We start from the raw sequence: 12987 nt of genomic DNA, 5'->3' as shown, positions 1-12987 counted from the left end.
GATTTATCCCTGACTATTCGGGGATGCTTACATTTGCATGGTTTATCATCGTTTCATACTTATACCTCAAGTATAATCGTTGGTATTGATAGCTCAGAAAACGGGCTATAGTCCATTTATATTTTCCAGGCATTAAAACAACGATAAGTTGGGGTCATCTTCAGCTGTTAAAAATTCCATATATCTGATTGCAACTGCTTTCTAAGCAATTAGAAATTACATCCCTTCGGTCAGTGATACCGGTCTTTCAATACCAAAAATAAAAGCATCCTTATATGTCTACCCTATCCAAAAACCACCGCCATGCTCTTTGATTCGCTGAAAGAAAACCCAGCCAACATCAATGAATCGCGGCAACGCATCGCCACGGTAAATGACCTTCTCCCAATCTTCATTACAACGCTCAGTTAGTCATATCGGTTTATTGACCTTCTCATTTCTTTTTCTCCAGCCTGATGCAACGTCTGAGGTGTCTGGTAATTCAGCGAATAAGGAGTAATCGCTGGCAAATTATGGCGAACCATGCCAGTGATAAATACCCAAAACCATTGATTTTGGGTATCCCGCCAGAAACACTTAATTATCTGGTCGCTGGTTCAAACCCAGCAGGGGCCACCAAATTAAAGGGCCTGTGTGAAAACACAGGCCCTTTGGCGTATTAAAACCCAGGTGAGTAGCTAAACGAGACGCGCTTAACTTGCCGGGTCAAATTCGGCGTTCATTCGCGCGCGCAGCTCTTCCTTCATATACGAAGTAAAGTATTCAGGATTTTTAATCACCACCCGGTCAGCGGACTCGATTTTATCCGCCCATCCCGCCACTTTTTTTGTGAACTCAGGGTTCCACCCTTCCCGCTCTCCTCGCGCAATAATCTCCTCGGCATGAGCCGGGACACCAAGGTCTTTCAAATACTTAAACATCCCCTTCACCGTACTCTCATCCATGGAATGCGGCGTTGAGGCTGACGTGTTCATACCGCCAATGAAGTCTAATGCTTTATCAATTACTGTTGGCATATTCGTATCCTTAAACTAACCATCTAATAATCACCTCTTCACTATGACCTGAAATGGCGAAGAGTCTGCAATTGATGATTAAATCTGTTACCTGGCCCCAAAATCAGCGTCGTATGTGATGTTTTTCTGCTCGATGACGCCCCCCAAAAGTACAAACGCTTTTTCGCATCTACCGGAACGTTACTGCTTCCCCAGCCGATCATTGCGCTGACGGCCAGTACTACCATCAAGAAAGGTCAGAAGCACATACACGTCATGCTGTTATAGGGTTTACAAATATGCTGGAAAATCCAGTAAGCTAGTTCTGTACCTGGCTATCGTCGGCAAGTCTTACGTGGCGGGCTATCATTTTCGGTGAGGTATTATATGAGTTGTAAAAAATGAAACGTGCAATTTTATGGCTTTTACAGTCATATATCTATTTAGTTCCTTTCATCCTCATCCTGGCGGGCGCCTATATATTTGCGCGCTTCATACCTGATTATTTCGGAATAATGACTTTTTTGTGGATCGTCATTGTCACCTTTTTTTATGTCAAATATAACCGATGGTATTAACAGAGACAGATACCTTTTGCACTTCCGGCCAAACAGATATTCGACTGATGAATGATGGCTCAAAGACGCACGCAGGGGCTCACGGTTGTATTCTGACAATCAATCTTCCGTGATTTCCCGCACCTCATTCAGTTTTTGTGAACCGATAAAAATCGAATATTTCTGTCCGGTATGGCCGGTGAACGCGATCGGTGTCCCGGTTCAGACTGAAATCACATAAATGCCGTATCATGCTCCCGGCTGTACGCATCCCTCACGAACTCAACCCAGGATGAATCCCCGTTCGGCTTGCACAGCGCTTTCCAGAATACGTCGTCAAAACAACCCGTCAGGAAAAGATAGCGGCATACATTCATTAACTCATCGGGACGCCAGTCGCGCGCACCGCCAACGCCCATCAATTCGGACTCCAGACAGCTATAGGTCAAGTGGTCCTCTTCATCTGCCCATGCCCGATTGAGGCGTTCGTAAATCGATGCGCCTTTCTGCGCCGTAATCTCAAAATAGTCACCGTATAACTCATGAGGAAGATACTGATGTTCGCCTCCCAAATCGTGCAAAAACGGATAAACGCCGGATTCCCAGGCAAAAATATATGCGTCGGTATATTCCTTATGATGCTTTCCCAAATGCATGATCTGAATTCGCTGCTGCGTGAACATGGCTTTCATTATGTGTTGATCAGACATCGAACCTGGCTCCTTTTCGAATGCGACAGTCATTTTCGGCTCTAAGGTAATGCACAACGTACCAGGCCGCCAGCGGTGAAAACGTGGCAACATGAGCGTTTTGTCTATTTTGAGAATTAGCCCCCAATCCCGAGACGACTTCATCCCAAATAAGGTTACAGCGTGCCTGAATTTACCGGCATGTTAATGCTGCTAAAAAAACATTTCTCGTTGCTAAATACATCGCCACGTTTTAATTACACGTTATAATTATTCACATCAAGAATATCTCATATCATCACTGTGAATACGTAAAAGCCCGATTTTTGGCGGGGTGAAGTTTGCCTGTTCGCTGTCTAAAATAAGGAAACTTTAACGTTTCCTTTGCCGTTGGTCAGTAACGACAGCAAGCGAAAAACCGATAAAAACAAATTAAATCAATAAGTTAAAATATAAAAATGCACTTCCGTTCGTTCCATACAGTCCAGAATATTACGTGAGTATCTTTGTCTGGTCTGAATATTGTGTGGCGAAACAGGTCCACACAAAGGGGAAAAAACCCGTTTGTTAGCCCTGGGAGTCCAGGAATAATCCTGGATTAATACTTTGTACTCATCATTACAAGGAATGAAAAATGACGCTGCCCGGACTCAACCCCGAAGCAAATATGCCTGGCTATGATTTTGCTCGCTTTAGCGGTAAAGGTGCGACAGATTTCAATTTCGATGCGCTTGGTGCAGCGATGGACTGCACACGTGATTTTGCGCAGGCTGGAATTATCTACGCCGATGGCCCGGAGCGATACCTCGTACGCCCCAGTAAACGTCACCCGAACGGACAAAGCGGCATCGTCACGCATGTGGTTGTCACAAAGCCTCCCGCACAAGGGTCAAAAACCACTGTGGGTCAGTCGTTGACCGATGCCGTTTCCGCAACCTCTCTCGGCCCGGAAATCGCCTCTACCGTCCTCTCCTGCGGCGCGATGATCATTACCGCCGGGGTCATGGCCACTGCGGGGGCTGCCGTCCCGCTCACTGCCGGAGCCAGCGGTGCGCTGGTGGCATTGGGTTATGCCGGTGCGGCTGCCACAGGTTTACAATGCATTAACGGTCTCTACCGTTTGTATGACCTGGTGGAGAATGGCGGGGAAGATGTGGCCTGGCTGGATTCGCAAGGCTGGTATAACGCCACCGCTACCGCGCTCGATCTTATCTCGCTGGCAAGCGCTGGCGGCGTACTGAAAGAGGTTGTCACGACGTGGCGCGCAATGAAGTCCGTTTCATCATTGAAAGCGTCTCAATGGCTGAAAGAGTACCCCCGTCAGGATCGCAAACGCCTGACGGAGCTCATCATCAAGCTGCAAAACCCTGGCATCAGTAATAAGGAAATCAAAGCCCTTATCCGCGCAGGCATCTACCCGAAACGCTTCCCGGTTGAACCCGTACAGGTCGAACTTACCCGACAACTGGGCAACCTGGTCACCAGTGCGGCCGCGCTGGCAGGAAGCGCGGTAAGTGGCGTCGTTGCCTCGCCGGGTAATATACCCAAAACCGGGCGATACATTGCGGACGGGATCCCCAAAGCAAGCCGCTATATTGTGGGCACCATTCAGTCGCTGGCGGTACTGTAATGCGCCTGACCACGCTCATTTCTGGTTGGTTTTTTTGTGATCTGCTGGCGCATGGCAGGGAGATGGAGCAGGTTATTGCCCGCGGCGATAACAGTCTGTTGCAGCATTCAACGCCAGAACTGGAGCGCTGGTTTGATAAGCCACCGTCTGAACTGCCCCGCCAGAACGGATTTCCGCTGGCGTTTGTACTGCTGTTTTTTCTGATAGCCTTCGCCTGTAATTTACTGACGCTGATGTCGATGCTGCCCAGGCAGACGCCGCCAACAAGGGCGCTTCTCTTCTTTCTGCCTGCAATCCTGTTTATTTTCAGCAACCTGACTGCCACCTGGCTTATCGCGCGCGGTAAAACATCCGGACTGGCGTGGTATGGCCTGGTGCATGGTGTTCTTACCGTGCTGAGCGCGGTGCTTCTGGCGATCACCGTGCTGAATGGGCAGATGCATCATGCGGTCATTATGCTGGTGGCAATGCTCATCATGTTGGCCTGCCGCTATGTGCTTAATGGAAGAGGGTTTATTTTATTCGTGCTCTATAGTCGCACGCAGCGTATCGCCACATTGTCTCGCGGGATGCGCATACGATCGGGTCAGTAAGGGCAACAAAGCCGCCATGCGTTACGCGCTGGCGGCTTTTTACGTTAATGGCAATAACCCGATGCTAAAGGTAAGCAGTCCGGGCACAATGCCAGGTGAATTCGCTATCACCATCGGCCAGTTTTTCCTTTCATTCAGTACCCGTACGTTACCCACAACAACATGCGCTTTTGCGTAAAACATCACGCTTCGCCTTATGACGTGTGAATATTCACTCCGCGTTAACGCGTCGGGCAACTGACTCCCGGCTCACCAGGGTTCCCTGATGGGAAAACACAGTTTTTTCATCGGGATGCAGTACTATTTCGACCGCATCGCGGATCATTTCGTCCATCGGGACATGGATAGTTGTCAAAGAAGGCGTGTAATACTTACCAATCACCGAATCATCGAACCCGGCCAGCGAAATCTCCCCCGGCACCGTTTTCCCCGCATCCTGAAAGGCTTTCGCCAGGCCAATGGCCATATCGTCATTGGCTGCCAGTACGCAGGTAAACGGGACATTGAGCGCCAGCAACTGGCGTCCCGCCTCATAACCGCTTTCGGTGCTCCAGGCGCCCCGCACCACCAGTTGTGGATCAGGGCTGATACCCGCTTTTCGCAACGCATCGCGGTAGCCGCGTAAACGGCGCTCGCCGGTGGGCGAACCACATACGCCGGCCACGAATGCTATCCGGGTATGCCCCTGGGCCAGCAAATGTTCCACCATTTCTTCGCTGCTGCGGCGATGATCGGTAAACACGCAGCGGTTTCGGTTTCTGATAAGTTCACGATTAATGACAACTATCGGCGTCTGGTTGCCGTCAATGATGTCATCCAGCTCACTGACCGACAGATATTTGGGATAGATCATGATGGCTTCGCAGCGAAGCTCGAGGAGCAAACCAATGGCATCGCGCTCGTCCTGAGCACTGTGTTTCCCGTCTGCAAGCACCAGTTGCCGGCTATGACCTTCACTGCGGGTCGCCGCCTGATATACCATGCTTGAGAAGAACGGGCCGTTGTACAACCCGTTGGTGATAACCAGCCCAATCGAATTCGTTTTGTTATTAGCAAGATTGCGCGCCAGCTGGTTGGGCCGATAGCCGGTGTCAGCAACGGCCTGTAAAATTTTGGCCTTCACCTCTTCCCGGACAAACACCTTACCGCTTAACGCGCGCGATACCGTCGCCTTTGACACTCCTGCCATTCTGGCGACGTCCAGTATCGTTACCATAAGAAAACCTCGATCAATGGGTGGCTCACACCGAGTCGGGAACATCCAACTCAGAAACATGCTGCAAAAGCGTGCGACTCGCGAAGCCCGACGGGTTACGCCGTGGCTTCGTTGACACCATGTTCGTGCGCCCGTGTCTCCTTATGCAAGAGACATCAGCGGCGCCCCCCGACCAATCGCGCCATCAAGCTGATGCTTTGTCAGCGTGAAATCTTCACTGTTCACCACCAGAACCGGGGTTGTCAGGTCATAGCCTTCGCGTTCGATGCTGGCTTTGTCGAATTCAAGAAGAGGCGTACCCGCTTTGACCACATCCCCCTCTTTCACCAACGGACGGAAATGTTGCCCCTGCAGGTTGACGGTATTTAACCCAACATGGATCAATAACTCAGCACCATTATCGCACAATAACCCAATGGCATGATGTGACTCGATCACGGTCGCTACCGTCGCGTCGCATGGAGCCACCACTTTTCCTTCTTCCGGCTTGATGGCAATACCATCGCCAAGGGCTTTTCCGGCAAAAGCATCATCTGCCACGCTCTCCAGCGCGACCACTTCGCCTTTCAGCGGGCTAAGCATCTCTATCCCGCTTACCACTGCGACATGGGGCGTCGCCTGTGATTTAACCGCATCAGCGGGTTGGCTTTCTTCTTCGTTCGCCGGGTCTTCGAAGCCCACGAACTGCACCATCACAATTGTTAGCACGATACAGGTTCCGGCGCCCACCAGTTCGCCGACAAACGACATTGGCGCATTCGGACTGATGGCGTTAACCAGGGTAAACAGACCAGGCAACGCCGCATAGGCGTAGTACAGGCTACCGAAGAGGCTGGCGACGACCGCGCCAATCGCCCCGCCGATGCAGCCACAAATAAACGGCTTTTTAAAACGCAGCGTCACGCCGTAAATTGCCGGTTCGGTGATACCGAAAATCGCCGTAATCCCGGCAGACACGGAGGTCGCTTTTAACTGGGTATTGCGGGTTTTCAGGAACACACCAAACACCGCCGCCATCTGGCCGATAACCGCAATGGTCTGGTAAGCCTGGAAAGAGTCGTACCCCTGGGTGTCGAAATTCGCCATGATTACCGGCGTTATTCCCCAGTGCACCCCGAAAATAACAATAATCTGCCACACCCCGCCAATTACCGCCGCCGCAACCGCCGGCGCCGCATGGAACAAGGCGTTATAGCCATTTGCCACCCCCATTGCCGCCCAAGTCGTAAGGGGGCCAATAACAATCAATGTCAGCGGCACAATGACGACAAAACAGATCAATGGCGTAAAAAGCGGGCTCACGACTTCCGGGATCCACCTTTCTACCCGGCGTTCGAACCAGGAGAGCGTCCACACCAGAAACAGCGGCGGCAAAACAGAGGAGGTATACACCGTTTTAGACAGCGGAAAGAAGAGGAAAGTAATACTCTCCCCACCGGCAATACGCCCCGCCAGCGCCGCCCAGTCCGGGCTAATCAGCGCACAGCAGCAAAGAACAGCGATAAACGGGTTACATTTGAAATGGCGCGCCGCCGTGATGGCGATAAATACTGGCAAAAAGGCAAATGGCGTCCAGGACATAAAGTTGAGCACAGCGAAAGTGCCGGTGGTTTTGATATCGGCATCTATCAGGCTGACAACAATCAGCAGCCCCTGCAAAATGCCTGCCGCCGCCAGAATGTAGACAATAGGCGCGAATACGGCCGACATGGTGGCAATCACCGCGTCGAGCTTACGCGTTTTTTTCGCGGCGCTGTTAATGGAAGCCGTCTCTTTTACCAGACCCGACATCGCGTTGAACACGTCTGCCACGTGGGTACCGATCACCACCTGAAACTGTCCGCCGCTCTCCACCACCGCAATGACGCCTGGCAGACTTTGCACCCGACGTTTCGCATCAGCGGGCGTTTCGTTCAGGACCAGACGTAAACGCGTGGCGCAACGGGTAAAGCTATTGATGTTCTCTTCCCCACCGACTTCCCGGAGAATATCACTTGCTAACTTATTGTAATCCCGAATAACAGCCATCTTTTTTCTACCTTTTATTTTCGGTAACTGAGTCATGCAATGAATGAAACCGGTTTCATGCTAACCTGGACAATCCACCATGCAACCGGTTTCATGGAAATATGAGAGCTAAATCACTCGATAAGGTGAATATGAAACAACCGGGAAATGGGGAAAAAACGTACCGGGGAAGTATTTCTTTCAGGAATACTAACGCCTGTAACTTGTCACCTGTATTATGATTTCAGCCATATCGGCTTAGCTGAACTGGTGCTAATCTTTCAGGGTTGAACGCAGCGGCTGTGGTTACGACAATGAGCTTATTTCGTGTTTGATCATTAACAACTACCATTAACTCAATCTTTAAGCGCCTTAGCAAAACACCATGAACAAACCTATAAAACGGCTTGAGATCATTAAATACGCCATTGAACTGGAAGATGAAGGCATTATTCAGAGCCAGCTTCCCTTTCTAAAAAATGAAGTCACCGACAGTGAACTGGCGTTCATCGTATGGGCGCTTGAAGAGAAAAACTATTCCGATGCGTTGCGCACCATCAATGCCTGGCTGCAGAGCCAGCGTTCAGTGGTGCAGTGGCAGGATCCGCAGGTTGCCGCCAGCAAGCTGGAGCTGAAAGCGCTGGAAGAGCAGTTGCGTGAGTTAATCGATAAACGTAACACACGCATTCAGTTGCTGGATGATTTCAACGATCTGTACCTCACCCGTCTTGGACCATTGATGTCACAGATCCTGCGCCTGCGTAAGATCCTCGCCGAAGCCGCTGTTCGTCGTCAGGAAGCGGAAGCGCATCGTCGTGAGGCAGATTATCTTCGCTGTCAGAAATATCTGTCGCAGGCGGTGGAGGTGCTGGTCACCCTTACCCGCCGCTGGCAAAGTTTCCCGCCACAGTCCCCACAGGCTGCGGAAGCGCGTAAACATCTGCAGCAGCAGAACGCGCTGATCGCCTCTTTGCTGGCCGAAGCGCAGGAACTGGAGCAAGGCTTAACGCGTGAAGATGAACCGGCGCGTCAGGCGAGGGATGAAGCGCGCCAGGAGTATGAGGAGTACCAGGAACAACAGCACGATGCCGAGCAGCGTTTTGGCTTCGAACAGAAGATGTCGCCGGATGAGCGTGTTGAACTGAAACGCTTGTGGCGCCAGGCCAGTAAACTTTGCCACCCGGATTTAGTCGACGACGCCTTTAAAGAGGAGGCGCATGCCATGATGGTTCAGTTGAATCAGGCCAGGCAGCGCGGCGATCTGGGGGCGATTCGCCTTTTATTAACTCGCCTGCAAAAAGGGCTGGAGCCGTTAATGGCCAGCGATCGCCTTAACGATCTTGCCCGCCTGCGCCAGCGTATTCATGAGGTGAAGCAGCATATTGCCAGCCTGATCGATGAGCTGAATGCGCTGGAGAAAGAGGAGTCGTGGCAACTGGTATCGTCACTGACCGATCAGGAAGGGTATTTCCGCCAGCAAGAGAAAGCCCTTGCCGAGATTCGTCAATCGCTGGAGCAACAGGTCAGCGAAGCTGAATACGACGAGGTGGCGTAATCCGGCCATCTCCCGGATGCGGCGCAGACGCCTTATCCGGGCTACTCACCGATACCCACTGCACAACCGCAGCACCACCGGGGAGTGAACGCACCCACCGCACAATCGTAGCCCCGGTAAGCGCAGCGCCACCGGGGACTGAACGCACCCACCGCACAATCGTAGCCCCGGTAAGCGCAGCGCCACCGGGGAGTGAACGCACCCACCGCACAATCGTAGCCCCGGTAAGCGCAGCACCACCGGGGACTGAACGCACCCACCGCACAATCGTAGCCCGGCAAGCGCAGCACCACCGGGGACTGAACGCACCCACCGCACAATCGTAGCCCCGGTAAGCGCAGCGCCACCGGGGAGTGGGATAAGTGCAGTACTCCCCCTCAGAATGAAGGAAACCGCAGCGAACTACTTCTTATGCCAGTAAGCCTGACCACGAACCTGTTGCTGGTCAATATCCCCAGTCGCATAGTGCTCCAGCAGCGATTTCACCACCGTACCCTCGCCCGTAAGCCAGATAAAATAGTCTGTCGGCGGCACGGCAACTGACGCCAGTTTATCCATCACCGTCTGCCCGTCATGACCAATCACCCACTCAATATTGTAACCCTCTAAATGAGCGAAATAATCTTTGTAAGATGCATCCGCAATGGTGACCACCGCTTTCACCTCCGGTCGTACCGCCAGGCGGCTTAACCCTTCCAGGCGACGGCGCAGCGCCGGCATCCCGGACTCATCGCACACATACAACTGCCAGGCATAATCCTCAGGCACCACCAGCGATCCACGCGGACCGCCGATCGTGAGTTTGTCACCCACCTGGGCCTGCATCGCCCAGGCGCTCGCCACACCCCCTTCATGAATAAAGAAATCGATCGCCAGCTCATGACGGCGCTCATCATACAGCGGTGTGTAATCACGCGATGCGGGGCGCGGGCCATCAGCCCAAACGATACCCTCATCGGTTACCTGTGGGGGAGTAAACTGACTGCCAGGCTGTGGGAAGAAGACTTTGGTATGGTCATCGAACCCGCGAGAGGTAAACCCCTCCAGCGCTTCGCCGCCCAGCACAATGCGCTGGAATGCGGCACCCACGCGTTCGACGCGTAATACCGTCAACTCGCGAAAACGCAGCGCATTGCGCACACGCTGAGGATAACGTTGTTGTTGGATTGTCATAATCGGCCTTCGTGAAATTGAATACGATATATCTAAATTGATTTCCAAATGATAATGATTGCTGTTTGTCGCGATGGCAAGCATTTTTTAGATACACAAAAACCGAAACGCACAACCTGCAAAAAAGAAAATTTAAAATTATCAAAATCAATAAATTACATAATTACCCAAAAACAACCTTGTCAGTTTTTTAATTTTAGATATAAATTAGATATATCAAATTAACGGAGGGGAAGAACATGCGACACCACCACAATGCATTCGATGAAGAATGCCAGCAGGGTCATGACAGCGAGTGCCACACCGGACGTCGCGGGGAACATCATCGCGGCCATCACGGCGACATCCACCACGGGCGTGGCGGCGGTGGACGTCGGCAACGCTTTTTTGGTCATGGGGAATTACGTCTGGTTATCCTGGATATTCTGACCCGTAACGCCAGCCACGGTTATGAGTTGATTAAGGAAATCGAAACCCTGACCCAGGGAAATTACACACCCAGCCCGGGCGTGATTTACCCAACGCTGGATCTCTTGCAGGATCAGCAGCTTATTATCATTAACGAGGAAGACGGCGGACGTAAAAAGATAGCCATTACTCCGCAAGGCCAGGCGTGGCTTGCCGAAAACAACGAACATCTGCAGCATATTCAGGCGCGTATCAAGGCGCGAAGCGTGGGTTATCAGTTACGAAAAGATCCGCAGATGAAGCGCGCGCTGGAAAACTTCAAGGCGGTACTGGATCTGAAAGTCAAACAGTCAGAATTAAGCGCCGCCCAGTTAAAACAAATTATCGGCATTATCGACCGGGCAGCGCTGGATATCTCGCAGCTGGATTAGGCCATTACCCCATCTTCACGCAGACGGAAGACTTGCACCAGTTCACGCAGATGCGTCGCCTGCTCGTTCAGCGCCGCCGCCGCTGCAACGGACTCTTCCACCAGGCTTGAGTTCTGTTGCGTGGTGGAATCTATCAACCCGATAGCGCTATTGATTTGCGAAATGCCGTCGGTCTGTTCGCGGCTTGCCTGGCCAATCTCACGCAGGATGATATCCATCTCCTGAACGTTGCTCACCATGCCGTTGATCAAGCTACTGGCTTTTTCCACCAGCGCCATACCCTCACGGGTCTGGCTGGTGGAATTTTCAATAAGCTGACGGATTTCATTGGCTGATGCGGCGCTCTTTTGTGCCAGTTGCCTTACTTCGCCGGCCACCACCGCAAAGCCACGACCATGCTCGCCCGCGCGTGCCGCTTCGACTGCCGCGTTTAGCGCCAGGATATTGGTCTGGAAGGCGATGGCGTCAATCAGGTTGATGATGTCAGACATGCGGTTGGACGTCTCATTGATCACGCGCATCTTCTCGGTGACCTGTTTCATCATCTCGCCGTTGTTTTTAACCACATTGGCCGCATCTGCTGACAGACTGGTCGCTTCGGTCGTATGATCGGCGGTGTTCTTCACGGTGGCGGTAATCTGCTCCATGGACGATGCGGTCTGTTCGACAGAACTGGCCTGCTCCTCTGTACGGGCTGCCAGATCCTGGTTTCCGGCCACAATTTGCGCCGCAGCGCTTGAAATACTGGCCGAGCCGAACTGAACTTCCTGAACGATGTCGACCAGGCGGGTTTTCATCTCCATCAGTGCACGCAGCAACACCCCCGTCTCATCACGATAATCAGAGTGGATAGTGCGGGTTAAATCCCCACTGGCAATCGCCTCAGCAAACGTTACCGCTTCACGCAGCGGACGAGTGATGGCGCGCACTATCACCCATCCCAAAAGCGTACCCACGCCGATGCTGATAATCGCCAGGGCAATCAGCAGTAAACGGTTGGTGCTGAAATCGCTTTGAACCTGCTCGCTACCATGGCGCATCTGCGCATCCTGGATAGCAATCAGGGCCATTACTTTCTCTTTATAGGCTCTCTGAATCGGCACCATTTTGGTCATCATTTCGGTGATAGCTGCCGAATGGTCCTGATTCTTCACGGCTTCCAGAATACGAAAGCGCGAGTCCAAAAATTGCTGACGGATATCTTTAATTTCGGCGAGGATTTTTTGCGATTCGCTGTCATGGAGGTTTTTTGTCAGATCGTCCAGAAGCGCCGTTACACGGGAGCTAATTTCACCGAGCTGCTTCTGGGTCTCTTCCTGCCATTTGCCGTCAGTGTCCAGCAACATGAGTTGCTGCGTATTGACGAAGGTCTGGAAGTTATCGATGAGTTGATTGGCTTTTACTGTGGTCGGATAATCATTGTGAATAATTTCCTGCATCCCATTATTAGCACGATTCAGACTGAACAGTGAAAGAGCGGAGCTGGCTACCATCAAGACAATAAAAAAACCGAACGTGAAAAATAATTTCGCACCAATTTTTACATCATGTAAAAACATATATTCCCCCATGCACATGATTGTAATTTTGATAAAAAACTCTTTTTAACAAAGAGTTAGATATGTTGCTTTTAAAGAGACGCCAGAAATAATATCTCTACTGCATGTTATCGGTAACCGCAGCGCTAACTTTATGAGATTGATCGTTTTTTTATTTCGATTGTGATCATTCTG

General features: G+C 51.5%; 12 protein-coding genes. 4 read left to right on the top strand and 8 right to left on the bottom strand.

Annotation, left to right across the window (positions count from 1 at the left end; all coding sequences use genetic code 11):
* Positions 1-692: 692 nt before the first annotated feature.
* Positions 693-1016 carry a DUF1889 family protein gene (locus AB182_RS28980; protein ID WP_047373059.1) on the bottom strand — a complete coding sequence of 108 codons (324 nt, stop codon included), beginning with the start codon at positions 1014-1016 and terminating at the stop codon, positions 693-695.
* Positions 1017-1785: 769 nt separating this feature from the next.
* A complete protein-coding gene (locus tag AB182_RS28975; protein WP_047373058.1) occupies positions 1786-2262 on the bottom strand; it encodes a hypothetical protein in 477 nt (158 codons plus the stop codon).
* 613 nt (positions 2263-2875) lie between these two features.
* Between AB182_RS28975 and AB182_RS28970 the strand changes: the two genes are divergently transcribed.
* Both AB182_RS28970 and AB182_RS28965 read left to right on the top strand, forming a co-directional pair.
* Positions 2876-3871, top strand: coding sequence for a hypothetical protein (locus tag AB182_RS28970; RefSeq protein ID WP_047373057.1), 996 nt, complete (start codon positions 2876-2878; stop codon positions 3869-3871).
* Positions 3871-4464 (top strand): hypothetical protein, encoded by a 594-nt coding sequence (locus tag AB182_RS28965; protein WP_047373056.1) that lies wholly within the window; start codon positions 3871-3873, stop codon positions 4462-4464. Before AB182_RS28970 ends, AB182_RS28965 begins: the two co-directional genes overlap by 1 nt.
* Positions 4465-4503: 39 nt before the next feature.
* Here the strand turns inward: AB182_RS28965 and AB182_RS32730 are convergent, their stop codons facing one another.
* The 3 genes from AB182_RS32730 to AB182_RS28955 form a co-directional block, all read right to left on the bottom strand.
* Positions 4504-4647 carry a hypothetical protein gene (locus AB182_RS32730; RefSeq protein ID WP_167337912.1) on the bottom strand — a complete coding sequence of 48 codons (144 nt, stop codon included), beginning with the start codon at positions 4645-4647 and terminating at the stop codon, positions 4504-4506.
* Between the two features lie 28 nt (positions 4648-4675).
* On the bottom strand, positions 4676-5680 hold the full coding sequence (locus tag AB182_RS28960; protein WP_047373055.1) for a LacI family DNA-binding transcriptional regulator: 1005 nt from the start codon (positions 5678-5680) through the stop codon (positions 4676-4678).
* Between the two features lie 141 nt (positions 5681-5821).
* Positions 5822-7708, bottom strand: coding sequence for a beta-glucoside-specific PTS transporter subunit IIABC (locus AB182_RS28955; protein WP_047373054.1), 1887 nt, complete (start codon positions 7706-7708; stop codon positions 5822-5824).
* Between the two features lie 364 nt (positions 7709-8072).
* Here AB182_RS28955 and AB182_RS28950 point away from each other — a divergent pair, with 364 nt between their 5' ends.
* A complete protein-coding gene (locus tag AB182_RS28950; protein WP_047373053.1) occupies positions 8073-9242 on the top strand; it encodes a GumC domain-containing protein in 1170 nt (389 codons plus the stop codon).
* Here the strand turns inward: AB182_RS28950 and AB182_RS32445 are convergent.
* Together AB182_RS32445 and AB182_RS28945 are read right to left on the bottom strand one after the other, a co-directional pair.
* A complete protein-coding gene (locus AB182_RS32445; protein WP_139153740.1) occupies positions 9211-9507 on the bottom strand; it encodes a hypothetical protein in 297 nt (98 codons plus the stop codon). The genes AB182_RS28950 and AB182_RS32445 overlap by 32 nt on opposite strands.
* Positions 9508-9644: 137 nt before the next feature.
* On the bottom strand, positions 9645-10415 hold the full coding sequence (locus AB182_RS28945; RefSeq protein ID WP_047373052.1) for a siderophore-interacting protein: 771 nt from the start codon (positions 10413-10415) through the stop codon (positions 9645-9647).
* A gap of 239 nt (positions 10416-10654) precedes the next feature.
* Between AB182_RS28945 and AB182_RS28940 the strand changes: the two genes are divergently transcribed.
* On the top strand, positions 10655-11254 hold the full coding sequence (locus tag AB182_RS28940; protein ID WP_047373051.1) for a PadR family transcriptional regulator: 600 nt from the start codon (positions 10655-10657) through the stop codon (positions 11252-11254).
* Here the strand turns inward: AB182_RS28940 and AB182_RS28935 are convergent.
* The gene (locus tag AB182_RS28935; RefSeq protein ID WP_047373050.1) at positions 11251-12813 is read right to left on the bottom strand and encodes a methyl-accepting chemotaxis protein; all 1563 of its coding nucleotides are present in this window, start codon (positions 12811-12813) and stop codon (positions 11251-11253) included. The two genes, AB182_RS28940 and AB182_RS28935, sit on opposite strands and share 4 nt — an antisense overlap.
* Positions 12814-12987 lie beyond the last annotated feature (174 nt).

The sequence above is a fragment of the Phytobacter ursingii genome, assembly GCF_001022135.1.
Taxonomy (GTDB): domain Bacteria; phylum Pseudomonadota; class Gammaproteobacteria; order Enterobacterales; family Enterobacteriaceae; genus Phytobacter; species Phytobacter ursingii.
Note: the sequence above shows the minus strand (reverse complement) of the source record. Positions and strands in the feature narration are given on the sequence as shown.

Coding starts and splice junctions, on each gene's coding strand:
- AB182_RS32730 (WP_167337912.1), bottom strand. CDS start 4,647: ATGTTTTACGCAAAAGCGCATGTTGTTGTGGGTAACGTACGGGTACTG.
- AB182_RS28955 (WP_047373054.1), bottom strand. CDS start 7,708: ATGGCTGTTATTCGGGATTACAATAAGTTAGCAAGTGATATTCTCCGG.
- AB182_RS28970 (WP_047373057.1), top strand. CDS start 2,876: ATGACGCTGCCCGGACTCAACCCCGAAGCAAATATGCCTGGCTATGAT.
- AB182_RS28950 (WP_047373053.1), top strand. CDS start 8,073: ATGAACAAACCTATAAAACGGCTTGAGATCATTAAATACGCCATTGAA.
- AB182_RS28940 (WP_047373051.1), top strand. CDS start 10,655: ATGCGACACCACCACAATGCATTCGATGAAGAATGCCAGCAGGGTCAT.
- AB182_RS28980 (WP_047373059.1), bottom strand. CDS start 1,016: ATGCCAACAGTAATTGATAAAGCATTAGACTTCATTGGCGGTATGAAC.
- AB182_RS28965 (WP_047373056.1), top strand. CDS start 3,871: ATGCGCCTGACCACGCTCATTTCTGGTTGGTTTTTTTGTGATCTGCTG.
- AB182_RS28945 (WP_047373052.1), bottom strand. CDS start 10,415: ATGACAATCCAACAACAACGTTATCCTCAGCGTGTGCGCAATGCGCTG.
- AB182_RS28935 (WP_047373050.1), bottom strand. CDS start 12,813: ATGTTTTTACATGATGTAAAAATTGGTGCGAAATTATTTTTCACGTTC.
- AB182_RS28960 (WP_047373055.1), bottom strand. CDS start 5,680: ATGGTAACGATACTGGACGTCGCCAGAATGGCAGGAGTGTCAAAGGCG.
- AB182_RS28975 (WP_047373058.1), bottom strand. CDS start 2,262: ATGTCTGATCAACACATAATGAAAGCCATGTTCACGCAGCAGCGAATT.